Annotated in this window: 18 protein-coding genes and 4 pseudogenes; 13 read left to right on the top strand and 9 right to left on the bottom strand. The window is 43.3% G+C overall.

Features of this window, described 5'->3' with window-relative positions; translation table 11 throughout:
• The first annotated feature begins 94 nt into the window (after positions 1 to 94).
• The 4 genes from potA to H8S63_RS16335 are packed head-to-tail and all read left to right on the top strand — an operon-like array spanning position 95 to position 4,450.
• The gene (gene potA, locus H8S63_RS16350) at positions 95 to 1,486 is read left to right on the top strand and encodes a polyamine ABC transporter ATP-binding protein (protein WP_186927392.1); all 1,392 of its coding nucleotides are present in this window, start codon (positions 95 to 97) and stop codon (positions 1,484 to 1,486) included.
• Between the two features lie 11 nt (positions 1,487 to 1,497).
• A complete protein-coding gene (locus H8S63_RS16345; protein WP_032839504.1) occupies positions 1,498 to 2,298 on the top strand; it encodes an ABC transporter permease in 801 nt (266 codons plus the stop codon).
• Positions 2,292 to 3,086 carry an ABC transporter permease gene (locus H8S63_RS16340; protein ID WP_007752003.1) on the top strand — a complete coding sequence of 265 codons (795 nt, stop codon included), beginning with the start codon at positions 2,292 to 2,294 and terminating at the stop codon, positions 3,084 to 3,086. Before H8S63_RS16345 ends, H8S63_RS16340 begins: the two co-directional genes overlap by 7 nt.
• A 32-nt stretch (positions 3,087 to 3,118) precedes the next feature.
• Positions 3,119 to 4,450 (top strand): ABC transporter substrate-binding protein, encoded by a 1,332-nt coding sequence (locus H8S63_RS16335; RefSeq protein ID WP_186927391.1) that lies wholly within the window; start codon positions 3,119 to 3,121, stop codon positions 4,448 to 4,450.
• Between the two features lie 18 nt (positions 4,451 to 4,468).
• On the opposite strand, the gene H8S63_RS16330 is transcribed toward H8S63_RS16335, so the two are convergent.
• The 8 genes and pseudogenes from H8S63_RS16330 to H8S63_RS16295 form a co-directional block, all read right to left on the bottom strand.
• On the bottom strand, positions 4,469 to 5,161 hold the full coding sequence (locus H8S63_RS16330; protein WP_186927390.1) for a DNA alkylation repair protein: 693 nt from the start codon (positions 5,159 to 5,161) through the stop codon (positions 4,469 to 4,471).
• A gap of 110 nt (positions 5,162 to 5,271) precedes the next feature.
• Positions 5,272 to 6,588 (bottom strand): L-fucose:H+ symporter permease, encoded by a 1,317-nt coding sequence (gene fucP / locus H8S63_RS16325; RefSeq protein ID WP_186927389.1) that lies wholly within the window; start codon positions 6,586 to 6,588, stop codon positions 5,272 to 5,274.
• 13 nt (positions 6,589 to 6,601) lie between these two features.
• The gene (locus tag H8S63_RS16320; RefSeq protein WP_186927388.1) at positions 6,602 to 8,032 is read right to left on the bottom strand and encodes a rhamnulokinase family protein; all 1,431 of its coding nucleotides are present in this window, start codon (positions 8,030 to 8,032) and stop codon (positions 6,602 to 6,604) included.
• 18 nt (positions 8,033 to 8,050) lie between these two features.
• The gene (locus tag H8S63_RS16315; protein ID WP_022275243.1) at positions 8,051 to 8,689 is read right to left on the bottom strand and encodes a class II aldolase/adducin family protein; all 639 of its coding nucleotides are present in this window, start codon (positions 8,687 to 8,689) and stop codon (positions 8,051 to 8,053) included.
• Between the two features lie 16 nt (positions 8,690 to 8,705).
• A pseudogene (fucI, locus tag H8S63_RS16310) lies at positions 8,706 to 10,481 on the bottom strand (L-fucose isomerase).
• A gap of 65 nt (positions 10,482 to 10,546) precedes the next feature.
• Complete coding sequence (locus H8S63_RS16305; RefSeq protein ID WP_186927387.1) at positions 10,547 to 11,542, bottom strand: GntR family transcriptional regulator; 996 nt, start codon at positions 11,540 to 11,542, stop codon at positions 10,547 to 10,549.
• 176 nt (positions 11,543 to 11,718) lie between these two features.
• A complete protein-coding gene (locus H8S63_RS16300) occupies positions 11,719 to 12,270 on the bottom strand; it encodes a 30S ribosomal protein S16 (RefSeq protein ID WP_007752017.1) in 552 nt (183 codons plus the stop codon).
• 106 nt (positions 12,271 to 12,376) lie between these two features.
• Positions 12,377 to 13,678 (bottom strand): Na+/H+ antiporter NhaC family protein, encoded by a 1,302-nt coding sequence (locus H8S63_RS16295; RefSeq protein WP_186927386.1) that lies wholly within the window; start codon positions 13,676 to 13,678, stop codon positions 12,377 to 12,379.
• 196 nt (positions 13,679 to 13,874) lie between these two features.
• On the opposite strand from H8S63_RS16295, the gene H8S63_RS16290 reads away from it, so the two are divergent.
• From H8S63_RS16290 to H8S63_RS16270, 5 genes are read left to right on the top strand one after another with little or no spacing between them, the layout of a single operon-like run.
• Positions 13,875 to 14,939 carry an efflux RND transporter periplasmic adaptor subunit gene (locus H8S63_RS16290; RefSeq protein ID WP_186927385.1) on the top strand — a complete coding sequence of 355 codons (1,065 nt, stop codon included), beginning with the start codon at positions 13,875 to 13,877 and terminating at the stop codon, positions 14,937 to 14,939.
• Positions 14,940 to 14,948: 9 nt separating this feature from the next.
• Complete coding sequence (locus H8S63_RS16285; protein ID WP_186927384.1) at positions 14,949 to 17,981, top strand: efflux RND transporter permease subunit; 3,033 nt, start codon at positions 14,949 to 14,951, stop codon at positions 17,979 to 17,981.
• A gap of 2 nt (positions 17,982 to 17,983) precedes the next feature.
• A complete protein-coding gene (locus H8S63_RS16280) occupies positions 17,984 to 19,288 on the top strand; it encodes a TolC family protein (protein WP_032839505.1) in 1,305 nt (434 codons plus the stop codon).
• Positions 19,289 to 19,304: 16 nt separating this feature from the next.
• Positions 19,305 to 20,363, top strand: coding sequence for a sensor histidine kinase (locus H8S63_RS16275; RefSeq protein ID WP_186927383.1), 1,059 nt, complete (start codon positions 19,305 to 19,307; stop codon positions 20,361 to 20,363).
• The gene (locus H8S63_RS16270; RefSeq protein ID WP_007752037.1) at positions 20,356 to 21,156 is read left to right on the top strand and encodes a LytTR family DNA-binding domain-containing protein; all 801 of its coding nucleotides are present in this window, start codon (positions 20,356 to 20,358) and stop codon (positions 21,154 to 21,156) included. Before H8S63_RS16275 ends, H8S63_RS16270 begins: the two co-directional genes overlap by 8 nt.
• 9 nt (positions 21,157 to 21,165) lie before the next feature.
• On the opposite strand, the pseudogene H8S63_RS16265 reads toward H8S63_RS16270, so the two are convergent.
• A pseudogene (locus H8S63_RS16265) lies at positions 21,166 to 22,552 on the bottom strand (histidine kinase dimerization/phospho-acceptor domain-containing protein); the annotation flags it as partial.
• Positions 22,553 to 22,629: 77 nt separating this feature from the next.
• Here H8S63_RS16265 and H8S63_RS16260 point away from each other — a divergent pair.
• The 4 genes and pseudogenes from H8S63_RS16260 to H8S63_RS16245 form a co-directional block, all read left to right on the top strand.
• A pseudogene (locus tag H8S63_RS16260) lies at positions 22,630 to 22,946 on the top strand (Arm DNA-binding domain-containing protein); the annotation flags it as partial.
• 111 nt (positions 22,947 to 23,057) lie between these two features.
• The gene (locus tag H8S63_RS16255; RefSeq protein WP_186927382.1) at positions 23,058 to 23,900 is read left to right on the top strand and encodes an AraC family transcriptional regulator; all 843 of its coding nucleotides are present in this window, start codon (positions 23,058 to 23,060) and stop codon (positions 23,898 to 23,900) included.
• A 115-nt stretch (positions 23,901 to 24,015) separates the two neighbouring features.
• Entirely contained in the window at positions 24,016 to 24,582 is a 567-nt protein-coding gene (locus H8S63_RS16250; RefSeq protein ID WP_186927381.1) for a DapH/DapD/GlmU-related protein, read from the top strand.
• A gap of 75 nt (positions 24,583 to 24,657) precedes the next feature.
• Positions 24,658 to 24,964, top strand: a pseudogene (locus tag H8S63_RS16245) (mobilization protein); the annotation flags it as partial.
• Between the last annotated feature and the right edge of the window lie 30 nt (positions 24,965 to 24,994).

Below are 24,994 nucleotides of genomic sequence, written 5' to 3'. Positions count from 1 at the left end.
ATTTTTCTATCTGGCCTCGAAAAACACTGTTATATTAGATTAACACGTAGGTGAAAACCGCAGAAATGTGTACCTTTGCAACCCAAACTTTAGTATGAATATGCAAGAAGATAAATCCATCATTGAGGTGAGCCATGTATCGAAGTATTTTGGCGAGAAAACGGCATTGGATGATGTGAGTCTGAACGTGAAGAAGGGCGAGTTTGTCACGATACTTGGACCTTCCGGTTGCGGAAAAACCACATTGTTACGTCTCATAGCCGGTTTCCAGACAGCTTCAGAGGGCGAGATCCGAATTTCGGGTAAGGAAATAACACAAACTCCTCCCCATAAGCGTCCGGTGAACACGGTGTTTCAGAAATATGCCCTGTTTCCGCATTTGAATGTATATGACAATATTGCTTTCGGCTTGAAGCTGAAGAAAACACCGAAACAGACCATTCAGAAGAAAGTGAAAGCAGCTTTGAAGATGGTAGGGATGACGGATTATGAATATCGTGATGTTGATTCTCTTTCCGGTGGCCAGCAACAACGTGTCGCTATTGCCCGTGCCATTGTCAATGAGCCGGAAGTATTACTTTTGGATGAACCTTTGGCGGCACTTGACCTGAAAATGCGTAAGGATATGCAAATGGAGCTCAAGGAAATGCATAAATCTTTAGGAATTACGTTTGTGTACGTCACTCACGACCAGGAAGAAGCGCTTACGCTGAGCGACACGATTGTTGTGATGAGCGAAGGAAAGATTCAGCAGATAGGTACGCCGATCGATATTTATAATGAGCCTATCAACTCGTTTGTGGCGGATTTTATCGGAGAAAGTAACATCTTGAATGGTACAATGATTCATGATAAACTCGTTCGTTTCTGTGGCACGGAGTTCGAATGTGTAGACGAGGGGTTTGGTGAGAATGTTCCGGTAGATGTCGTGATCCGTCCCGAAGACTTGTATATTTTCCCAGTATCCGACATGGCACAATTGACCGGAGTGGTGGAGACTTCCATATTCAAAGGTGTACATTATGAAATGACGGTACTTTGTGGTGGTTATGAATTCCTTGTGCAGGATTATCATCATTTTGAAGTAGGAGTGGAAGTGGGGCTGCTGGTAAAACCGTTTGATATTCATATCATGAAGAAAGAGCGTGTATGCAATACTTTCGAAGGGAAAATGCTGGATGCTACTCATGTGGAATTTCTTGGCTGTAGCTTTGAATGTACTCCGGTGGAAAACATAGAACCTGACACAAACGTTAAGGTGGAAGTAGACTTTGATAAAGTGATTCTTCAGGATAACGAGGAAGACGGGGCGTTGACAGGTGAGGTGAAGTTTATCCTTTATAAGGGAGATCATTATCATTTGACTGTGTTGTCCGACTGGGACGAGAATGTGTTTGTAGATACGAATGATGTATGGGACGATGGCGACCGCGTAGGTATCACTATCCCCCCGGATGCCATTCGTGTAGTTAAAATAACCGATTAACAGGAAAGGAAGTGAATAAGAGGTTTTTAGTGTTTTTGTCATCACGTAAGAGTTGGACTCTCCCTTACATTATTTTTTCAGCGATCTTTGTGGTCATACCGTTGTTCTTAATTGTTGTGTATGCATTTACTGATGATAACGGTCATTTGACGCTCGCCAACTTTCAGAAATTCTTCGAACATCCCGAAGCTATCAATACCTTTGTCTACTCTATCGGTATTGCTATTATCACTACTATTGTTTGTATTTTGTTAGGGTATCCCGCAGCTTGGATATTGAGTAACAGTAAACTGAACCGTTCTAAAACGATGGTGGTTCTGTTTATCCTGCCGATGTGGGTAAATATCCTGGTGCGTACGTTAGCTACTGTTGCCTTATTCGACTTTTTCAGTGTGCCGCTGGGTGAGGGGGCATTGATATTCGGTATGGTCTACAATTTTATCCCTTTCATGATTTATCCTATCTACAACACTTTGCAGAAGATGGATCATAGTTATATTGAGGCTGCGCAAGATTTGGGAGCCAATCCTCTGCAAGTCTTTCTGAAAGCGGTTCTTCCACTTTCTATGCCGGGAGTCATGAGTGGTATCATGATGGTGTTTATGCCGACGATTTCGACTTTTGCCATTGCCGAACTGTTGACAATGAACAATATCAAACTTTTCGGTACAACGATTCAGGAGAATATCAATAATAGTATGTGGAACTACGGGGCGGCGCTTTCGCTTATCATGCTGTTGCTGATTGCAGCTACTTCCTTGTTCAGTACGGATGATAAAGATAACGCTAACGAAGGAGGAGGATTATGGTAAAGAAGATACTGGCTCAGGCTTATTTATGGATATTGCTGTTGTTGCTTTATTCTCCTATTGTGATTATTGTCATCTATTCATTTACCGAAGCAAAAGTACTGGGCAACTGGACGGGCTTTTCCACTAAGCTTTATACCTCGCTTTTCACTACGGGCACACATCACTCTTTGATGAATGCCTTGATTAATACGATCACTATCGCTCTGCTTGCTGCAACCGCCTCTACGTTGTTGGGGAGTGTGGCCGCTATCGGCATCTTTAACATGAAATCCCGTTCGCGTAAGGCGATTGGTTTTGTGAATAGTATTCCTATTCTGAATGGAGATATTATTACCGGTATTTCGCTTTTCCTTTTGTTCGTTTCAGTGGGGATCACGCAAGGATATACTACCGTAGTGCTTGCTCATATCACTTTTTGTACACCATACGTTGTGTTGAGCGTTTTACCTCGTCTGAAACAGATGAACCCGAATATTTATGAGGCTGCCCTCGATTTGGGAGCTACTCCTATGCAAGCCCTGTGGAAAGTGATTGTTCCTGAGATTCGTCCGGGGATGATTAGTGGATTCATGCTGGCATTGACTCTGTCTATTGATGATTTTGCCGTGACTGTATTTACCATCGGCAATCAAGGATTGGAGACGCTTTCTACCTATATTTATGCCGATGCCCGTAAAGGAGGGCTGACACCGGAACTTCGCCCGCTTTCAGCCATTATTTTTGTTGTAGTGCTGGCATTGCTTATTGCGATTAATTACCGGGCAGGGAAAGCGAAGAAAAAAGATTAACGGATTACTAAATGTACTACTACGTAAATAAGATGAAAAAGATAATTCCTGTTATCCTGTTAGTGTTGAGTTTGGCCGGGTGTTACAACTCCGGCGAGCCCCGTGAGCGGATTCTCAAGATTTATAATTGGGCGGATTATATCGGAGATAGTGTACTCGAAGATTTTCAAGCGTATTATAAGGAGCAGACGGGGGAGAATATCCGTATCGTTTATCAGACATTCGACATCAACGAAATCATGTTGACAAAGATAGAGAAAGGCCATGAGGACTTCGATGTGGTATGCCCTTCGGAATATATTATTGAGCGTATGTTGAAGAAACATTTGCTTTTGCCCATTGATACGAATTTTGCCCATTCTCCTAATTATATGCAGAATGTAGCTCCATTTATCCGTGAGCAAATCAATAAGCTGAGCCAACCGGGAGAGGAAGCGAGCCGTTATGCGGTATGTTATATGTGGGGAACAGCAGGAATCCTGTATAACCGTGCATATATTCCCGATTCGGTCGCAACCTCATGGGAGTGTCTTTGGAATAGGAAGTATGCCGGAAAAATACTGATGAAAGATAGTTATCGTGATGCATACGGTACTGCTATCATTTATGCCCATGCGAAAGAGTTGGAAGAAGGAACGGTGACGGTGGAGGAACTGATGAACGATTACTCTCCGCGTGCGATGGAGTTGGCGGAGAAATATCTGAAAGAGTTGAAACCGAATATTGCCGGCTGGGAAGCGGACTTTGGCAAGGAAATGATGACAAAAAACAAAGCCTGGCTGAATATGACGTGGAGTGGTGATGCGATATGGGCAATTGAGGAAGCCAATGCGGTAGGAGTGGACTTGGATTATGTGGTTCCTGAAGAGGGGAGTAATATATGGTACGATGGTTGGGTGATTCCTAAATATGCGAAGAATCCGAAAGCAGCCAGTTATTTTATTAACTTCATGTGCCGTCCGGACATTGCTTTGCGCAATATGGATTTCTGCGGCTATGTAAGTTCGGTTGCTACTCCTGAGATTTTGGAAGAAAAGCAAGACACCACTCTCACATATTTTTCCGACTTGAGTTATTTCTTTGGGCTGGATGCCGATAGTATACAGATTGATAAGATACAATATCCGGATCGCAAAGTAGTGGAACGTTGTGCCATGATTCGTGATTTTGGTGATAAGACAAAAGAAGTTCTTGATATTTGGTCGCGTATCAAAGGAGATAATCTGGGAGTCGGTATCACTATCCTTATTTTTGTTGTCGTTGCCTTGATGAGTGGTTGGATGATTTATAAGAGATGGCAACGTTACAGTCGCCGTAAGCAGCAGAGACGCAGAAGTAGAAGGAAAAAGATAAAGAGGTCATAATGAATAACAAAACGCAGATTAACGCCTTTTCATACTTCGAAGAACATCTTTAGTTCTTTTATCTACGCGGAGAGATTCGATCGTTTTCTGTAATGATTTATTGTAGGTCCAGTTATCCAGCTTACTATGTTTCAGATGTTCCATTGTCTTTTCGGGGAACTTAACGAAACAGATTGATATCATCCAAGCTATAGCCATACGTGCATAATAAGCGTCATGGCAGAATGAGTCGGCGTATTTCAACAGTAGGTCAATATGTTCTTCATCTATATAATGGAAAAGCATTACAATTCCGAAACGTAACTCGAATTCTTGGGGGGATTTTAAATAAGGCTGTATAAATTGCCATACTGTTTCTTTTCCTTTTTTTACGGCAGTCTTCAGCTCGCCGCAAAATATGTCACAAACTGCCCAATTATCGATGCGGGGAACAAATCTCTTTACGTATTTCATTTGTTCGTCAAGTGCCGTTTTAGATCGTCCGATAACCATTCCTTGAAGCATAGCTTCTTCATAAAACTTGGTATCGGTTGCCTCGATGAATATACGCCAATCATCTCTTTTGGCTATTTCTTTAGCCATTACTCTCAGTTGTGGAATGCGTACACCTAGAATATTTTCCGTCCCGGGAACTAGGGCAGAATGGAACTCCTGATACTTGGAATCTACTAAAGTCTGTAACTCTTTTCGAATGTTTTCCGTTATAGTCATTTTTACATAACATGGTTATTTCACAAAAGTATAAAAAAAGAGTATGTCTTCCGAAAGAGGCATACTCTTTTTTTTGCTTTCAAAGTAAAAGGTCGATATTTATCTTTATTTTACCAGTTTCTTTTCACTGTGCGATATCCGTATCCGATAATCACAAGGAAACAGATAAATGGCAGAATGAATGAAACATTGACAGCCGGAAGCCAACCGATTTCCTTCATGTCAATAATGCATGCCTGTAACGGAGGCAGGACGGAACCTCCCAAAATAGCCATGATAAGACCGGCTGCCCCGAATTTGGCGTCGTCTCCCATACCTTTCAAGGCAATACCGTAAATGGTTGGGAACATCAGTGACATACAGGCGGAAACTGCTACCAGACAGTAGAGTCCGAAAATGTTTTGAAGGAAGATGGTGCCCAATGTGAAAAGACCTCCGAAGATAGCAAGAATCATCAATAATTTTCCGGCATTGAGATAACGCAGGATAAAAGTGCAGATAAAACGGCTGACACAGAAAATGACCATTGCTATGATGTTGTATTGCTGGGAAAGTACTTCTGCGCTTTTTTCATCCATGCCGAAATCCGGTGACATGAACAGATGTGTTCCGTATTGAATGATAAATGTCCAACACATAATCTGTGCGCCTACATAGAAGAACTGTGCAATTACACCTTCATGATAACGTGTTTCCATGAAAATACGTTTGAGGGTAGGGAAGAAGTCTATTTTGTGGTTTTGATCTCCATTCTTAGGCATTTTAACAAGCCGTATGACGATGAGCATAGCCAAGATAATCAGACCGATAATAAGGTAGGGGGCAATCAAAACAGTAAGGTCGCTTTCTTTGATAGCTTGAAACTCACTATCATTGAGCAGTGCCCGTTCTTCGGTACACATCGGGTGTAATTTTGCCTGGATAAACTGCATTGCTACGTACATTCCCAAAAGGGATCCCATCGGATTAAAAGACTGGGCAAGATTCAAACGTCGTGTAGCTGTTTCTTCAGTTCCCATAGAAAGGATGTAAGGATTACAACTTGTTTCCAGGAAAGAAAGTCCGCAAGTCAGAATGAAGTAGGCGATTAGGAACGGATAATATTCCCCTGTCATTTTAGCGGGGAAAAATAAGAATGCTCCGAAAGCGTACATTCCGAGCCCTAGCAATACACCTGCTTTGTAGGAGTATTTGCGGATAAATATTGCGGCAGGAAAAGCCATTGCGAAATATCCTCCATAAAAAGCTACTTGTACAAGTGCACCATCAGTAGCGCTCATTCGGAAGATTTTGGAGAATGCCTTTACCATCGGATTGGTAATGTCGTTTGCGAATCCCCATAACGCAAAACACGAGGTAATGAGAATAAAGGGAATAAGATAACTGACGCCATCTTTTGAGATGATGGACTGTTTAGTGTGTTTCATGGTCATTATAATTCTATTTTTTAGGATGATAAACTTGTGGTGTTATGCTATGTCTTACAATCTCTCGCAGTTCGTGAAGATCGGATATCTCTCCTTTTGCCATTGCTTGCGTCAGGATATTTCCTATTGCGGTAGCTTCTACCGGACCAGCATATACGGGAATGCCAAGTGCATCGGCTGTCAACTGATTGAGTAATTTATTTTGTGATCCTCCACCGATAATGTTGAGTTGGCGAATTGGAGAAGGAAGACAACGGTTGAGTTTTTCCACCGCTTGCTTATATTTGAAAGCTAAGGATTGGAGCACGCATTTCACCATTTCCGCTTTGTTCTGTGGAACCGGAAGGTCGTGTTGTCGGCAGTAATCCATAAGAGCGTTTTCCATATTTACCGGATTCATGAATAGTGCATCATCTACAGGGATGATGGAAGCAATCGTTGCTTCGGCAGCTTGTGGAATGAGCGTGTCATAGCTCTGTTCTTCTCCACGTGTTTTCCATTCACTCATCAGACGTTGCAGAATCCATAAACCTGTGATATTTTGCAGAAACCGGATACGGCCTCCCACGCCACCTTCATTCGTAAACTGAGCCAGCCGCGCTTCCTCTGTAAGTATCGGTTCGTCTACTTCTACTCCCAACAGCGACCAAGTGCCGGAACTTAGAAATGCGATAGGAGATTCCGTAGCGGGAACTGCGGCAACAGCGCTAGCCGTATCGTGTGAACCTACTGCAATTACGTCTACAGATCCTAAGCCTGTTTCTTGGGCAATATCCTCTTTTAAAGTTCCTCTGATAGTACCCGGATAGATGATTTCGCCGAACAAGTGTTCGGGAAGTCCGAGTGTACGAATGGTAGATAAAGACCATGTTCGTTGCCGTGCATCGAGTAGTTCGGATGTAGAGGCAATGCAATATTCATTGTTGGCTATTCCTGTCAGAAAGTAGCTGAAAAGGTCGGGCATGAATAAAAGCCGTTGGGCTGCGTCTAATTGCGCATCCTTACTTTTTTTCATGCTGTAAAGCTGGAATAACGTATTGATCGCCATTACTTGTATACCGGTATCGGCATAGTGTTGCTGTTCGTTTAAGAACTTGAACACTTCTGTCGGCATTCTATCCGTTCGTGCATCCCGGTAACAAACTGGGTTTCCTAGTAGATTACCATCCTTGTCAATAAGCCCGAAGTCGACTCCCCAAGTATCGATCCCGATTCCTTTAACGTCATACCCTCTTTGTGCGGCCTGTTTTAATCCGGTCTTCATATCCTCAAACAAGGCGGGAAAATCCCAATAAACATGATTACCGAGTTTAACCTGACGATTGGGGAAGCGGTGAACTTCCTCCAATTCCAGCTTACCGTGGAGAAGAGAGCCGGCGATAATACGCCCGCTTCCTCCTCCAAAGTCTGCTGCTAAATAAGTGTTTCTATGCGTATCTTTCATGGTATGTGCTTCCGGATACTATTTTGTTTTCTTTCCCAATACGTAGATTTCCAGATCTTCTATCTCCGCCGGAGTCAGTACTGAGTAGTCTCCACCGGATTGGACAATGATACGGCAAGCCATTTCAAAGAAAGTAGCCCGTTCATATACCTGATCGAAATCTTTTCCGCATACTACTTGCCCGTGATTGGTCAACAACACGGAATTATGATTCAACATGGCTTCTACCACTGCTTTGGCCAGTTCCGGCGAACCGGGACGGTAATAGGGAATCACCGGTATTTCCGAACCTACATGGCAAGGAATTTCTGCCGTTACATTGAAGTTGGTCGGCTTGTTTTTCATGCAGGAAACGGCCGTTGCATATTCCGACTGAAAATGGAGGACTACATTTACATCCGGGCGTTCGCGAAGAATGCCCAGATGGAAGGTACTTTCCATTGACGGTTTTACTCCATTGGTAGGAGTGCCACTGGCAATATTGCAGATGGAAACTTTCTCCTTATATAAAGTCGGTACCCAAGACCCCGTACCTGAAATCAATGCTTCTTCACCAATTCGCCAAGAGAGATTGCCGCTACTGCATAACATCAGCTTGGCAGCTCCATAGCGATGTGCCTGTGATAGAAACTGTTCAATATGTTCGTTGGTAATCATAATCTGCGTTTTAATCTTATTTATAAATAGGACCGTAAGTTGTACAAGCTCTGTAGTCTGCACCCTCTTTGTCCATACCGAAAGCGTTCCATGCGGCTGGGCGGAAGATCTGGTCTTCTTCTACGTTGTGCATACATACAGGGATGCGGAGCATAGAGGCAAGAGTGATTAAGTCCTGTCCGATGTGTCCGTAACTGATAGCTCCGTGATTGGCTCCCCAATTGTTCATTACTGAATATACATCTTTGAAAGCCGGTTTATCGCACAGGCGGGGAACAAACCAAGTAGTAGGCCATGTGGGGTCGGTACGCATATTGAGTTTCTGGTGAATTTCCGGGTCAATCTCAACTGTCCATCCTTCTGCGATTTGCAGGACAGGACCAAGACCTTTGACCAGGTTCAGACGCATCATAGTGACAGGCATTCCACCTTTTGACAGGAAGTTGGATGAGAAACCGCCTCCACGGAAATAGTCACGGTCCGCCGGATACCAAGTTGTTGCCTTCAGGCAGTTTTCTACATCTGCATCAGTCAGGTTCCACGGCTCTTTCATCACCGGATTGCCTTCCGCGTCTACCGATTGACCGGAACCGTCGAGCGTAGTGGCACCGGAATTGATAAGATGGATAATACCGTTTGCTGCCAGACCACTCAATTCTTTGCCGGTCACACGTTTCACGGCTTCGGGACTCCAATAAGTACGCACATCTGAGAATATTTGAGCGCGATTAGTCAGCAAGTGACCGAACAGCATAGCTACACCGTTGCAGGCATCATTTTCAGTAGCTACTACAAATGCTTCACGGATACCGTTCCAATCGAAGGAAGTATTGAGTAAGGCTTCCGGATAGTCACCGTTCGGATAGAAGTCAGTCCATTGGCGTTATCCCTGGAAGCCGGCTGCGATAGCGTTATGTCCCAAAGCTTCTTCCTTGAATCCCATCTCTTTAAGTTTCAGGTTTCCGGTCATCAAGTCACGCATGATAATCATCATCTTTACGATAAATTCCCAGTCTGCGTCTTTCTGCTCGCGGGTTTTACGTTTTTCGGGACGGTTCTTGAAGTCATCACCTTCGTTTACCTTGCAATACTTTTCAGTCCATGCCATTGCTTTGGCGTATTCTTCGTGGTCGTAGATACCCTCTTCCATGCGGCGGATAATCTCTGTCAGGTCGATAGATTCATTGCGCATACCCAAATATTCCTGGAAGAAATCAGGATTGACGATAGAGCCGGCAATACCCATAGATACGCTCCCCATTGACAGATAAGACTTGCCTCTCATGGTGGCTACTGCCTGTGCGGCGCGTGCAAAGCGAAGAATCTTTTCCGCTACATCTTCGGGAATTGTGTTGTCGTCCAGATCTTGAACATCATGTCCGTAGATTCCGAATGCGGGAAGTCCTTTTTGTGCATGTCCTGCCAATACTGCTGCCAGATATACAGCACCCGGACGTTCTGTTCCATTGAATCCCCAGACTGCTTTCGGGTAATACGGGTTCATATCCATTGTTTCCGCACCATAACACCAACAGGAGGTTACAGTGATAGTGGAACCTACACCTTCTCTTTCGAACTTCTCTGCACAAGCTGCACTTTCGGCTACGCGGCCGATGGTACTGTCGGCAATCACGCATTCTACGGGACTTCCGTCACCGTTTTTCAAATTGCTGCTGATTAATTCGGCTACGGCTTTAGCCAAACTCATTGTCTTTTCTTCAAGGCTTTCACGAACGCCACCCTGGCGACCGTCGATGGTGGGACGAATCCCGATTTTCGGATACTTTTTCATGTTTTTTATATTATATGGTTAATTGAATTCTGTGCTGAACTGTGCTGAATGTGCGGCAAAAAAAATTAGAGGGATTTTCGAAGCCTGACTCCGGTAGGGAGGTACTTCTGTACAGAGGCGTCATTGAGAACGAAGTTTGCCGCTTCGTTCCCCATCATTTCCCAGTCAATAGTCAATGAGGTAATTCCTTCGTCAATCACTTCGTAAGAAGGAATATCATTGTATGCCAGCAGGCCGAAATCTTTTCCACATTTCAGTCCCTCCAATCTTCCTTGTTTGACCACCTTTACTACGTCTTGTTGCTTGATGGCTATATAGGCTGCCCCTTTCTGTACTACCAGATTTTCAATGTCTTCCTGTATCTCGTATGAAAATCCTTGTTCTTCGCAGAAACGGATAAAATATTCTTTGCTGCTTTGCGGATGTTTTAATCCTTTAGAGAACAGGAATACGATATGACGGTATTTGTGCATTTTGTCTTCCAACGTCAGTAATGCCTGGTAGAAAGATTCGTCAAAATCCTGACAGATATAGAAATACTTGCTTTTCTCGAATTTGCCGAAGTCCAGAAGAAGCAGTCGTGCAGGATTAATTTTGTTAAGGGCTGTGCTGAATTTCTCGTTGTCGAAATTCATCACTATATATTTGTTGTATTTTCCTACGGATTCGCGAATGATGGTATTGAACAATCGCTCGTTGTATTGGTGAAACAACAGGTCGACCTTATAATTAATAGGCAGTCGTTTGACGAAACTGTTGTATAAAGCTTCTTTGAAAGGGGTATACTGGTCGAGTAACAATAAGACATTAGTCACCTGGCTGGTCACATAGTAACCTTTGCCGGGAGTGGAGTCAATCAGTCCCCGTTCACGTAAATCAAGAAAAGCCTTGAACACCGTATCGCGCGATACTCCATAATGTGCACTCAACTGATTGATGGAAGGCAAAGAATCTCCTTCAAGAAATTCTTTCCTGGAAATAGCCTGACTAAGTGTGTCTGCCAATTGTGTGACCTTAGTTGCCTGTTGTCCGAATATTGCTTTCTTATCAGTTCGTTTCATGCTAATATTATAAGAGTTAACCGTGCTGAACTATGCTGATGCAAAGAAAGGCATTTTATTTTGAAAGAGACTAATTATTTACTATGTTTTATAGCAGAAAATAAAAAAATCCCCTTCGGCGAACCGAAGAGGATTTATTGCTTTTTCCTAATTTTTTATTCGGAACCTGCTGAAAATTATTCAGCAGCAGCTTCTGTTGCAGGAGCTTCTTCAGCCGGAGCAGCAGCTTCTTCTGCGGGTGCTTCAGCAGCAGCTTTTTCAGCAGCCTCAGCAGCTTTCTTTTCAGCGAGTGCTTTTGCTTTCACTTCGTTGATTTTCTTTTCTGCTTCCAGACGCGCTTTAGCTTCAGCTTTCTTAGCTTCGTCTTGTTTAGCTTTCAAAGCAGCCAAACCTGACTGTTTGTTGTTTTTCCAAGCTTCGAATTTAGCTTCTGCTTCTGCTTCTCCGAATGCGCCTTTCGCTACACCGCCCATAAGATGTTTCTTCATGTAAACTCCTTCACGAGAGAGGATATTACGTACAGTGTCGCTTGGTTGTGCACCTTTCAGTACCCATGCCAATGCAGCGTCGAAATTCAAATCTACTGTAGCAGGATTGGTGTTAGGGTTGTAAGTACCAATCTTCTCAATAAATTTACCATCACGTGGTGCTCTGCTGTCTGCAATTACAATTGAATAGAACGCGTAACTTTTACGTCCGTGTCTCTGCAATCTGATTCTAGTTGCCATTTTTAATAATTGTTTTTAATGATTGATTTGAATTATGCCATTATCTCGTAATAGCGGGCACAAAGATACGGCTTTTCTTTTGATTGACAAACATTTCGCTATTTTTTTACGAATATCGTTTAGGGTAGCGGAATAGGATGGCTAGCAATGCGCAGGCTCCCATTGTAAAAGGATAATAGAGATTACCGATGATACTGATAGGGGAAATATTGGCAAGTCCTGCAGCTATCAACATTTGAGCACCGTATGGAATAATGCCCTGTATCAGGCAGGAGAAGGTGTCGAGAATACTGGCGGTCTTCCTCCGGTCGAGATGGAATTTCCGGGCGATATCTCTTGCTATCGGTCCTGTTGTTATGATGGCAATAGTATTGTTGGCGGTACACAGATTGGCGATACTTACCAAAGCGGCAATGCTTAGTTCCGCACCCCGCTTGCCGTTGACGTGGCGGGTAAGTTTCCGGATAATAAAATCAATGCCTCCATTGTAGCGGATTGTTTCCAACATTCCTCCTGCCAGTAGGGTGATGATGATTAATTCTCCCATTCCCGTTATTCCTGTTCCCATAGCTCCGAACCAGTCGAATATTCCGAAACTTCCGGTGGCAATGCCGATAATGCCACTTGTCAGGATACCTATAATTAATACAAGCATCACATTCATTCCGGCAACGGCTGTTCCTAGTACTATTATATAAGGTATCACTTTTATCCATTCGATCGTTTGGATCTGAGTGGGGGCGGTGATGGATAATCCTTGAAAGATATAAATGCCCAATACGATGATGGCTGCCGGGACAACGATCATGGAGTTTATCCGGAACTTGTCACGCATGACGCATTCCTGTGTTTTCGTAGATGCGATAGTAGTGTCGGATATAAATGATAGGTTATCTCCGAAGAAAGAACCGCCGACTACCACTGCCACCATGAAAGGAAGCGCTATTTCCGTTTTTTCTGCTAGCCCCACAGCCACAGGGGTGAGGGCTACGATAGTACCCACGCTGGTTCCGATAGACAGGGAGATAAAACAAGCTGCAATAAATATACCGGCTAGCAGCAGGTTGTCCGGAAGAATATGTAATGTCAGATTGACGGTGGCGTCAATCGCTCCCATCTGTTTGGCACTGTGTGCAAAGGCTCCGGCAAGAATAAATATCCATATCATCAGTAGGATATTCTTGTTAGCGGCTCCTACGGAAAACTGGTAAATACGTTGATCGAGCTTCAATCCTTTGGTGATAGCGATTGCATAGCAGGAGGAGACCAGAAAGGCCACTGTAATAGGCACTTTATAAAAGTCGTTGACCAGGATAGATGTTACCAAATAGAGGCATAAGAATACGAGCAAAGGACTTAATGCCCACCAACTTCCCGTCCGGTCTTTATGTATTTTTTCTTCAGTCATAAATTAATATTGCAGTATTTATTTGAGCTGCAAAGATAGTAATGAAACACATAAGTACGATAAAAGGCTCAATATTTCATCTCTTCTTTTTCTGTTTCATCCCTGCCTTTTCCGTCTCAGAAACTTTAAAACGGCTGCTTTTTCTTTTTTCGTCTATTTTCGTGTCGTTGATAACATAATTTATTTTTTAGAACAAATGACAACGACTAGATTCTCATTATGTATTTTTTGCCTTTGCCTGTTTGCTTCCTGTGGAAGAGGAGAACAAAAGGCGGATGAACCGATACGGGTGAAAGTGGCAGAGGCGGAAACTTTGGTTCCTTCTTCGGAACGCGAGTTTTCGTTTATTTCAAAACCTTTTAAAGAGACGGAGCTTTCTTTCAGAGTTGGCGGACCGATTGACCGTTTTGAAGTATATGCCGGGAATTTTTATCATCGTGGAGATATCATTGCAGAAATAGATTCCCGTGATTTCCGTATCCGAAAAGAACGCGCGGAAGCTGTTTACAATCAGGCGAAAGCAGAGTTTGAACGGGTAAAGATGCTGTATGAAAAAGATAACCTATCGGCCAGTGCTTATGAAAAAGCGCGTGCTGACTACACTTCAGCCAAGACAGCTTTTGAGACGGCGACGAATGAATTGGACGATACCCGGTTGATTGCTCCTTTCGATGGATATGTAGGAGAAGTCTATATCGAGAAGTTTCAGGATGTAAAAGCTACTCAGCCGGTGGTGTCTTTTATTGATATTACCCAACTGAAAATAGAAGCCTATGTCACACAGGACATAGCGCTTCAGGCAGAAAAAATAAAGGAAGTGGGTGTCCGTTTTGATGTCTGTACAGAGGAAGTATATTCGGCAAAAGTAGTGGAGGTTTCCAAAAGCACTACCCGGAATAATCTGTCTTTCTTGCTGACGGCATTGCTACCGAATAAACAGGGAAAATGGCCTGCCGGTATTTCGGGAAAGATGTTGTTGGACTTTCTGGCTTCTTCATCTGTCGCAATGGTGACTGTACCTCAAACTGCCCTTAGTTACCGGCCTACTGAAGGGAATTATGTCTGGACAGTGGACAATGCTACGAGAAAAGTATCAAAGAAGAAGGTAATATTGGGTGAGTTACTTCCGAATGGAAAAGTCGAAGTAAAAGGTGGATTGCAGGCGGGAGAAACGGTGGCTGTCAGCAAACTGCGTTTCCTGTCGGAAGGGACTTCGGTAGAAATAATGAATCGGGAAATGCCGGTAACTGCTCAAAAGTAAGAGGAAAGTATGAAACTCGTTAAATATTTCTTGCAGAAGAAGTCGGTGACTATTCTGCTATTGCTACTGGTATTGGGGGGTGGACTGTTCTCCTATGTTAAGATGGGAAAGCTGGAAGATGCTCCGTTTACTATCAAACAAGCATTGGTGCTGACGCCTTATCCGGGTGCTTCGCCTTCCGAAGTTCAATCACAGGTGACGGATGTATTGGAGGAATCTATACAGTCATTGGGGGAACTGTATTATCTTAAAACTGAAAATCGTGCGGGACTTTCTAAAATAACAGTCTATGTAAAGAAAGAAATCCGTGCGGACGAGATGCAACAACTTTGGGACAAACTGCGCCGAAAAGTCAATGATGTGCAATCTAAATTGCCTGCCGGTGCAGGTCCGTCGGTGGTAAACGATGATTTTGGCGATGTGCTGGGAGTCTTTTACGGACTGACCGGAGAAGGATACTCATATCGGGAACTCGAAGATCAGGCGAAACTGATTAAAAATGAGGTGCTGAAGGTGAAAGACGTTGCAAAAGTGGAAATCTACGGCGTGCAATCTCCTACGATTGATGTAATCCTCAGTCCCTCCGTCATGGCGAGAAGTGGTATTACTACGGCTGATATTTCCCGTGCCTTTGAAGCTCAGAACCGGGTGGTGGATGCCGGAGGTATCGACACGGAAGTCAACAGAATACGTATCGAGTCTACCGGAAACTTCTATTCGTTGGATGATATTCGGAATTTGACTATTGTATCCCGTACAGGAGAACATTTCCGATTGGCGGATATTGCTGAAATAAAAGAAAGTTATCAGACTCCGCCTAGCAATAAAATGCGGATTGACGGAAAACCGGCGATAGGAATTGCTATTTCCACTGTACCCACAGGCAATGTAGTCGATATGGCAGATGCGGTCAAAGTGGAGATAAAACAATTTTCGGAGACAATGCCCGAAGGTTTTGAGTTGCAGTCAATTTATGATCAAGGATATGAATCCGCTGTAGCGAATAAGGGATTTATCTTGAATCTGATTGTTTCCGTAGTGACGGTCGTTGCTATCCTGTTGTTCTTTATAGGGGTCAAAAATGGTATTCTGATTGGTAGCGGATTAGTGTTTTCTATCTTTGCCACATTGATAGTCATGCTGGTGCAAGGAATAGCTTTGCAGCGTATGTCATTGGCGGCTATCATCATTGCTATGGGAATGTTGGTGGACAATGCTATCGTAGTTTCCGATTCGGCATTGGTCAATATGCAGCGTGGAATGCGTAAACGGATAGCTATATTGAGAGCCTGTTCTTCGACTGCATTGCCGCTACTGGCAGCTACTGTGATTGCGATTCTGACTTTTTTACCAATATATTATTCGCCGCATATTACCGGCGAGTTATTGTCATCCTTAGTTGTAGTTATCGGCGTTTCGCTGATGTTCAGTTGGGTCTTTGCGCTGACACAAACACCTTTCTTTATTCAGGAGTTTGTTCGTCGGCCAAGACCCGACGAACTAAAGACGGCACTTTTTTCAGGTAAATATTACGATAAGTTCCGCTCTTCTTTGGGATGGGTAATTCATCACAGGTATGCTACTGTAGGATGTATGGTTATATTGTTGGTGTTGTCCGCCTGGAGTTTTAAATTTATCCCGAAAGTATTTGTGCCGGCATTGGATAAACAATATTTCACGCTTGATATGTGGTTGCCCGAAGGGACACAGATAGAAGAAACGGATAAAATGGCGACAGAGATGGCGGACTTTATTCGCGGACAAGAAGAAGCGGAAATGGTATCTACCTATATAGGGAGGACACCTCCGCGTTATTACTTGTCTAATGTGGCTTTCGGACCTCAATCCAATTATGCGCAGATATTAGTGAAGTGCAAGACTTCGAAACTTTCCCGCCAATTACACGCACGCTTACAAGATTCAATTTCGATCAAGTATCCCGAACCTCTGATTAAAGTGAATAATTTTGAATTGAGTCCATTGACGGAAGCGGTTATTGAAGCTCGTTTTCTCGGACCAGACCCGGCCGTACTCGATTCGCTGGTAGGTCAGGCGATAGAGGTGATGCGACGGAATCCTAAAGTAGCGGATGCGCGAAATGAGTGGGGAAATATGGCAATGGTTATCCGTCCGGTTTATGATCCGGTGAAAGCCGGAGCTTTGGGGATTACGAAAGCGGCTATGATGGAGTCAGTGAAATCTATTAATGACGGCTTGCCTGTAGGCATTTATCGGGATGATGAGAAGAAAGTTCCCGTACTTCTGAAATCGGGTAATGTGAACATCACCGATGTACATTCCTTAGGCGACTTCTCTATCTGGAACGGTGAAAGGTCGGCTCCGCTTTCACAAGTGACGGAACGTATAGAAACGACTTGGGAATTTCCACAGATACGGACTTACAACCGTCAGCTTTCGATGGCTGCCATGTGTGGCGTGAAGCCGGGACATACAATGGCGGAAGTACACGGAGAAATCAGGGAAGAGATTGAGAAAATGCAACTCCCTGAGGGATATACTTTCTTCTGGGATGCGCAATATAAGGACCAGGGAGAAGCGATGCAGGCCATTGCTAAATATTTCCCGTTGGCATTCCTTGCACTGGTGCTTATTCTGGTTGCTTTGTTCGGCAATTTCCGTGAACCGATTATTATCATCTGCATCTTGCCGCTGTCGCTCATTGGTATTGCTGTGGGGATGTTGCTGACGGGATTTGACTTCGGTTTCTTTCCGATAGCCGGCTGGCTGGGACTTCTCGGAATGATTATAAAGAATGTGATTGTACTGATTGACGAAATAAATGTGCAACATCGGAGTGGTATTGATCTATATACTTCTATTGTTGAGGCTACGGTTTCCCGAACCCGTCCGGTATTGATGGCGGCTACGACGACGATTTTTGGTATGGTACCGCTGTTGTTTGATGTCGCATTCGGCGGTATGGCTGCCACTATTATCTTCGGACTTACATTTGCTACGGGACTGACTTTGTTTGTCACCCCTGCATTGTATGCTATGTTCTACAAAGTAAAAGGAAAATAAAAATGAAAAAGAGAATATTTTATCCGTTATTCTGCTGTTGCGCTTTTCTGTCTTTACCTCTTATGGCGCAACAAAGTCCCTTGTTGGAGAAATACCGGATGATGGCATTGGATTATAATCATGATTTGAAAGCGGCTGAAAAGAATATTGCCGCTAGTGTGGAGATAGAGAAATCGGCAAAAGCGGATTTGAAACCCAAACTTTCGGGAGCTGCGAACTTTCAATATACAGGCAACCCGTTGGAGTTGACTTTGGATGCCCCTTCTATCGGATTGTCGAAGACGGTGGAAGGAAAGCAATTGAATTATGGAGGCTCTCTTTCTCTTTTGCAACCGATTTATACGGGCGGACGTGTATTGGAGTCTATCCGTATGGCGAAACATCAACAATCATTGGCAAGCAATCAGGCGGAGGTACTGAATGACGCAGTCTGTTATCAGACGGATATGCAATATTGGAGTGCTGTAGCGCGACAGGAGGTTGTATCTGTTGCCGAAGATTTTCGTAATTCGATAGCAGCTTTGGTAAAGACCATCAAAGAAAGGGTGGAAGTGGGGCTTGTAGATCCGCAGGATTTATTAATGGCGGAGGTGAAACTGAATGAAGCGGAGTATCAATTGCTACAGGCGCAAAGTAACTTCGAGACAGGTAGAATGGCACTGAACTCTATGATCGGAGTCCGATTGGAAAATGCGACGGAACTGGATGATCAGATACCGATGGTCGTTATTGAAGATTCTGTCTGGTTGTCTACAGGTGCGGAACGTCCTGAAATCCGGATGGCCTATGACCGGATCCGTATAGCGGAGAGTACGAAGAAACTGAATGATTCACAGTTTAAGCCGCAGTTTTATGTGGGAATAGATGGTAGCTATTCTTCTCCCGGCTATAATTTCAAGAAAGATTTAGACCCCAATTACGCTGTTTATGCTAAAGTGTCCGTCCCTATCTTCGAATGGGGAAAGCGGAAAAGTGAGAAGCGTGCGTCGTCCTTTCGTGTCGGTATGGCAGAAGATAATCTGAATAAGGTGATGGATCAGGTTGAACTGGAGATAGGTGTAGCACGGAAAGCTTTGTCGCAAGCTATCGAGCGTGTTCGCTTGAGTGAAAGTTCATTGGCAAAAGCAGAGGAAAATGAAGCGAAAGCTGTGGAACGCTATAATGAGGGTAAGGTGTCTGTGGTGGAAGTAATTGATGCGCAGACTTACCGGCAAACCTCGCAGGTAAACTATGTGCAGGCCAAAGCTGCCGCTCAGGGACATTATTCGGAATTAATAAAAGCTCTTCATGGCTATGATTATCGGTAAAAAACAGTAACTTTGTATGAAAAGAACTGCCAATATTATGAATGTGAAGTTTAATACCTTATTCTATACCGCATTATTTTCAGGATTGGGAGTGTTCTCTTTTCTGTTGCTGATCAATTATGCCGCCTTTCCCGATAAGGTTGCCGATATTTTTCATTCTGTCGGTACATTGGCTTTCTTTGTGCTGGCATTCAACGTGTTGGGATATGCGACGATGCGGTTGAGTACGTGGGTGGATAATCAGTATGCACTGAATCTGCATCGTCGCTGGAAATTGATATCTGTCTATGTCGTTGTGATGGGGATGTTCTTCCTGTTGAATTACGGTTTGCTGGTAACAGCCAAACTGCTGGCCGGAGCTTCCCATCCGTTCATGTTTCCCAATGGAGGGTGGCGGATTCTGATTACGGTATGGCTGGTGGAACTGGTCATTCTAGGTTTGCTGTTGGCCAACCGTTCCATACGGAATGCCTTGAAACTGCAACAGGAAGCGGCTGCCTTACAAAAAGAAAATAATACGGCACGTTACACAGCCTTACAGAATCAGTTGAATCCTCATTTTCTGTTTAACAGTCTGAATACATTGATTTCTGAAATTCGTTACAATCCCGCTAATGCGGAATTGTTCACCCAACATCTTTCCGACGTATACCGTTATACGCTCCAATGCCAAAACCAACGGCTGACAACCTTACGGGAGGAGTTGGACTTTTTGAATTCTTATGTCTTTCTACATCGGGTGCGGTTGGGGGATTGTATTTATATTGATAATCGTATTCCGGAGTCTTGTCTGGGATGCCAACTTCCACCACTGACTATACAGCTGCTCGCTGAAAATGTGATAAAACATAATGTTATCCACATGGGAAAGCCGATGACGATTAAACTTATCTATATGGAAAAGGAAAAAGAGCTGGTTGTTAGAAACCGGATACAGGCGAAAAAAAGTGCAACAGCTTTTGGTACGGGATTGAAGAATCTTTCTGTCCGGTATAAATTGTTGTGCGGTCGTGATATTGTGATAGAAAATGATTCGCAAGAGTTTACTGTAAAAATACCTTTGCTCTATGAATAAGATTAAAGCTGCTATAATAGAGGATGAAATTCCGGCTGCCCGTCTGCTTCGCGACACTTTATTGTCTCTGCGTCCTGGTTGGGACGTACAGTTACTTCCGGGTAATATAGAGGAAGCGGTAGAGTGGTTTGCCCAGCATCCCCATCCGGACATTCTTTTTCTGGATATTCAGTTGACGGATGGCAACTCGTTTCTCTTTATTGAACAAGCCCATCCGGAAAGCATGATTGTGTTTACTACTGCCTATGATGAATATGCCGTACGCGCTTTTACGGTCAACAGCATTGATTATCTTCTAAAACCAATTCATGAAGAACGTCTGTTGCAGGCCATCCGACGTTTTGAGGGACTGACTAAGAAAAATATTCATGATTTCAATTCGGAAAGCCGGATGATGGAAGTTTTGCAGCAGCTTTCTGTTGCACAGGAAGCTTTATCGTCGGCGCATAAAAAGTATCGTACGCGGTTTCTGATTTCTAGTGGAGAGAAACTTCTGACTTTGCAGGTTAGTGACATTGCTTATTTTTATTCGGAGAATAAGTATACCTTTGCGGTGACACATAAGAACCGGGAATTTCTTATTGATTTGGCTTTGGATAGATTGTGCGAGCAATTGGATCCCGACCGTTTTTTTCGTACGAATCGTCAGACTCTTGTCTGTATTGATGCAATTCAACGTATTGAATCCTATTTTTTAGGGAAAGCAATCGTACACGTATTGCCTCCCTTCAAAGATAAAATTATTGTCAGTAAGGATAAGATGGCTTCTTTCAGGATGTGGCTGAATTATTAGAAGTTTACCTTACAGTAAGACAATGCGTTTCTGCATGATGTCTTTTAGCTGCGTCTTCAATAAGTTGGCATTGATGGGTTTAGGCATATAACCGTCAAAGCCGTTTTCCATTACCCTCTGTTCATCTGAGGCAAAAGCAAAGGCAGTAATGGCGATGATAGGTACTTTGGCCGAATATTTGCGGATTGTACTCCTTGAATAGGTTTACAGCCTCTTGTCCATCCCATGCGTGTATCAAGCGGTCATCGTATTTCAAAATAGACTCAAACAGTTTATAATCGCTTTCGTTATCTTCGGCTACCAGGATAATCAGTTTGTCTTTTTCTATCTCAATGGTCTGGATTTCTTTTTGGGGAGCTTTTTCTATTATGTTACTCGCTTCTTTATAAGGTAATGTAAACCAGAATGTAGAACCCGAATCGGATGCTGCCTTCGGTTGTGAATTTGATTGCATTTGTTACAAAATTGATAATCAATTGGGATAGTCTGTTTTTCTCTATATATGCGCAACAAGGTTGTTCGGGAGCGATGAACTCCAGTTTTACCTTGTCCGATTTTAGTTTCAGTTGGCAGCTGTTTTTTAAATCACTCATTAAATCGTTAATCTCTACATTGGAATAATTAAAGTCCAATGTCCCGGCTTCTATTTTTGATAAGTCTAAAATATCACTTATAAGTTGTAATAACAAGGTGTTATTATTCTCAATGATACTTACATATTCTTGTTTTTCCTCTTCCTCCTCGGTAGAAGCCAATATGCCGGAGAAGCCGACAATGGCATTGAGTGGAGTATGTATCTCATGACTCATGTTTGCCAGAAAAGCAGATTTCAGACGATTTGATTCTTCGGCACGGTTTTTGCATTAACCAATTCCTACTCCATCTTTTTTCGTTCGGTGATGACTAATGAAGAACCTACTAAGGTCAATGGAGTGCTATTCTCATCTCTAGTCTCAACTGCCGCCTGAGCTTCTACCCAGTCTATTCTGTGAAGACCTTTGTGAGGGTTGACGATACGATATTCTTCTTTTACTTTGTCCGAACGACCTTCTATCAAATCTTTGTAAGCCTGCTCTACCCGTGTACGGTCTTCTTTGAATATTTTGGCGAAATATTGATTATAGGGCACTGCCAATTGTTCTTCAGCTACGTCTTTCCCGGATGCGTTAAGCTCTATCGGCTTATTTATATCGCATAAAATAGTGTGGCTCTGTAAGTTCCATTTCCATGGTACGATATTAGCCACTTCGATCGACATGGAAAGTTTATTGTTGATTGTACTTAATTTTTGTTGTGCCTTGTGCAGTTCTGTGCTGTCCAGACAGAATACGTCAATGATATTGTTATGCTGTGTTCCTTTAAGTATTACATCATAAAACGTATTGCTTTTCTTAAAAACACATAGCGAAAAAGTAAATTTGGGCAAAGCGTAGCGAATTGGCTGATAGAGCGTTCGTTACGCTTTGTTTTTCTATGGGGCAGAGCCAACGAAATACCACCTCGAAGCCAAACGGCAACCTGCCTCTGATGTGCCGTATCACGGTGGACGGTGAGATTAAACAGTTCAGTTGCAAGATGGACGTTTCCCCACGGCTGTGGGACGTGAAGAACAGCCGTGCTTCGGGCAAGAGCGTCGAAGCGCAGAGAATCAACCTTGCGGTAGATAAAATCCGTGTGGAGGTAAACCGCCGTTATCAAGAACTGATGCAGACGGACGGTTATGTACCGCCGCCAAACTCAAAGACGCCTATCTCGGTATCGGCATCAAGCAGGAAACATTGCTGAAGCTATGATATTATAAAAAGAAAAAGGCAAGACACTTTGAGCCATACAACAAAATAATTTCTTTTGAAAAGAGTTATCTTTGCAAAAGAAATCATTGTTATAATCAAATAGAAGAAATGACAGACGGAATCAATACACTACGTTATTCAGATATTTTTTTGGCGATGTATTTCGATGATGGAAAAAGTTGCTTGCATCGGAATCATTCCCATGTTTTAGTATATATGTACTCAGGTGAAATAGTCATAGAGGAGAAGGGTAAAACGACCCGATTGCATAAAGGAGAGTGTGCATTTATCCGCAAGGATTTCAGTGTACAGATGACCAAGCAAGCATGGAACGGAGAACAGTTCAAAGCTATTTTCTTGATGTTTTCCCCGAAATTTCTGCGTAGCTTTTATAATAGGTTAGATAAAAACACCCTGCCCAAAGATGCCAAACGGAATAAGATAAGTCTGTGTAAGTTGCCCTCCAACCGCCCCGACATCGTAAGCTTGTTCGAATCCATGACTCCTTATTTCAATTCAAACATTGAACCGACAGAAGAGTTACTGCAACTAAAAATGGTCGAGGGAATGTATGTGCTACTCAATACAAGTAAGAATCTGTATGCTTCGGTTTTCGATTTTACTGACCCGTGGAAAATCGACATATTGGATTTTCTGGAGAGTAATTACATGAATGACATATCGATGGAAGAGATTGCCAACTATACTGGGCGCAGTTTGTCCACGTTCAAGCGGGATTTCAAAAAGTGCAGTACGCTCTCCCCACGCGAATGGCTGATTCATCGCCGTCTCGAAGCCGCTCATGAGTTGATACGGAAGGGCGGACGCAAGGTGTCGGAAATTTGTTTGGAGGTTGGATTCAAGAATCTCTCACACTTCTCGAAGATTTATAAAGAAAGATACGGTATTTCTCCAAAAGGGTATTTACAGCATGAAACGGGTCTCGCATAGATTGCGGGACTTTTTTATTCCTGAACCTTGCAGCAAAGCATTTTGAACCATACAGCAAAGTCGTTGTGTGACATTTCCATTACCTTTGCATCAGAAACATAAAAACATGGAAAGTATGAAGAATATTTTTGAAAAAGATTTGTCGGGTGAAATGGTTTCGCCCAATGAGCAGGGTTACGAGGCATTGATTAACGATATTTTTGCAACTATCAAGACTGCGACTGAAATGAATACAGGTTATCGCACTCCTGAAGAGGTGCATGAGTATATGGGGCGGATTCTCGACAAGCCACTCGAAGAGAGTACGACTGTGCTGCCGCCGCTCTATATAGATTATGGTAAACCAATCACTATCGGCAAAGGGTGCTTTATACAACAGTGCTGTACGTTCTTTGGTCGTGGCGGTATCACGATAGGCAATGATGTATTTATCGGTCCTAAAGTCAATCTGATTACGATTAACCACGATCCGAATCCGGAAAATCGCAGTGCCACCTATGGTCGTCCGATTGTCATCGAGGACAAAGCATGGATTGGTATCAATTCGACTATACTACCGGGAGTGCGTATCGGTTACGGTGCAATTGTCGGAGCCGGCAGCGTGGTAACCAAAGATGTACCGCCTATGACAATTGTAGCTGGCAACCCTGCCAAATTTATTAAAAAAATCGAAGTTAAATGAGGAAATTACAAGTTCTTGTTCTCCTGCAGAGCACAACAAAGAGGTATCAAGGCTTACACAGCTTGTGGATAGTGCGCTTGGTTCCCGTTGGCGAAAGAAGTCCTGAGAATAGAGAACCTTTGCTGGATTATCGGCTTCGACGAGAGGCAGACAGCTATACTCGTTTGCGGCAGACTGTTGAAGTATGCAGGTGAGCTCTATTCGGAGGAACACAAACGCACGTTCACAACTGAAAAGGTAACTTTTCAAATGTTGAAAGGCCATACAGACAAAACAGGTGCTCAAAATTGACAGGAAACCTATTGCAGAATGGTTCAGAGAGCTGTTTGAGAAACTAAGGCAGAGCATACGGCAGCCAAGGAAAAGCAATCGGGGATTTAAGTCACAACATACGACAATATGCCCATCTTTA

This window comes from Bacteroides sp. NSJ-39 (assembly GCF_014287315.1).
In the GTDB taxonomy this organism is placed as follows: Bacteria; Bacteroidota; Bacteroidia; order Bacteroidales; family Bacteroidaceae; genus Bacteroides; species Bacteroides finegoldii.
The sequence above is the reverse complement of the archived record's forward strand: the minus strand, read 5'-3'. Positions and strand labels throughout refer to the sequence as shown.

Coding starts and splice junctions, on each gene's coding strand:
- H8S63_RS16270 (WP_007752037.1), top strand. CDS start 20,356: ATGAATAAGATTAAAGCTGCTATAATAGAGGATGAAATTCCGGCTGCC.
- H8S63_RS16290 (WP_186927385.1), top strand. CDS start 13,875: ATGACAACGACTAGATTCTCATTATGTATTTTTTGCCTTTGCCTGTTT.
- H8S63_RS16340 (WP_007752003.1), top strand. CDS start 2,292: ATGGTAAAGAAGATACTGGCTCAGGCTTATTTATGGATATTGCTGTTG.
- H8S63_RS16255 (WP_186927382.1), top strand. CDS start 23,058: ATGACAGACGGAATCAATACACTACGTTATTCAGATATTTTTTTGGCG.
- H8S63_RS16285 (WP_186927384.1), top strand. CDS start 14,949: ATGAAACTCGTTAAATATTTCTTGCAGAAGAAGTCGGTGACTATTCTG.
- H8S63_RS16330 (WP_186927390.1), bottom strand. CDS start 5,161: ATGACTATAACGGAAAACATTCGAAAAGAGTTACAGACTTTAGTAGAT.
- H8S63_RS16275 (WP_186927383.1), top strand. CDS start 19,305: ATGAAAAGAACTGCCAATATTATGAATGTGAAGTTTAATACCTTATTC.
- fucP (WP_186927389.1), bottom strand. CDS start 6,588: ATGAAACACACTAAACAGTCCATCATCTCAAAAGATGGCGTCAGTTAT.
- H8S63_RS16250 (WP_186927381.1), top strand. CDS start 24,016: ATGAAGAATATTTTTGAAAAAGATTTGTCGGGTGAAATGGTTTCGCCC.
- H8S63_RS16300 (WP_007752017.1), bottom strand. CDS start 12,270: ATGGCAACTAGAATCAGATTGCAGAGACACGGACGTAAAAGTTACGCG.
- H8S63_RS16335 (WP_186927391.1), top strand. CDS start 3,119: ATGAAAAAGATAATTCCTGTTATCCTGTTAGTGTTGAGTTTGGCCGGG.
- H8S63_RS16295 (WP_186927386.1), bottom strand. CDS start 13,678: ATGACTGAAGAAAAAATACATAAAGACCGGACGGGAAGTTGGTGGGCA.
- H8S63_RS16320 (WP_186927388.1), bottom strand. CDS start 8,032: ATGAAAGATACGCATAGAAACACTTATTTAGCAGCAGACTTTGGAGGA.
- H8S63_RS16305 (WP_186927387.1), bottom strand. CDS start 11,542: ATGAAACGAACTGATAAGAAAGCAATATTCGGACAACAGGCAACTAAG.
- H8S63_RS16315 (WP_022275243.1), bottom strand. CDS start 8,689: ATGATTACCAACGAACATATTGAACAGTTTCTATCACAGGCACATCGC.
- potA (WP_186927392.1), top strand. CDS start 95: ATGAATATGCAAGAAGATAAATCCATCATTGAGGTGAGCCATGTATCG.
- H8S63_RS16280 (WP_032839505.1), top strand. CDS start 17,984: ATGAAAAAGAGAATATTTTATCCGTTATTCTGCTGTTGCGCTTTTCTG.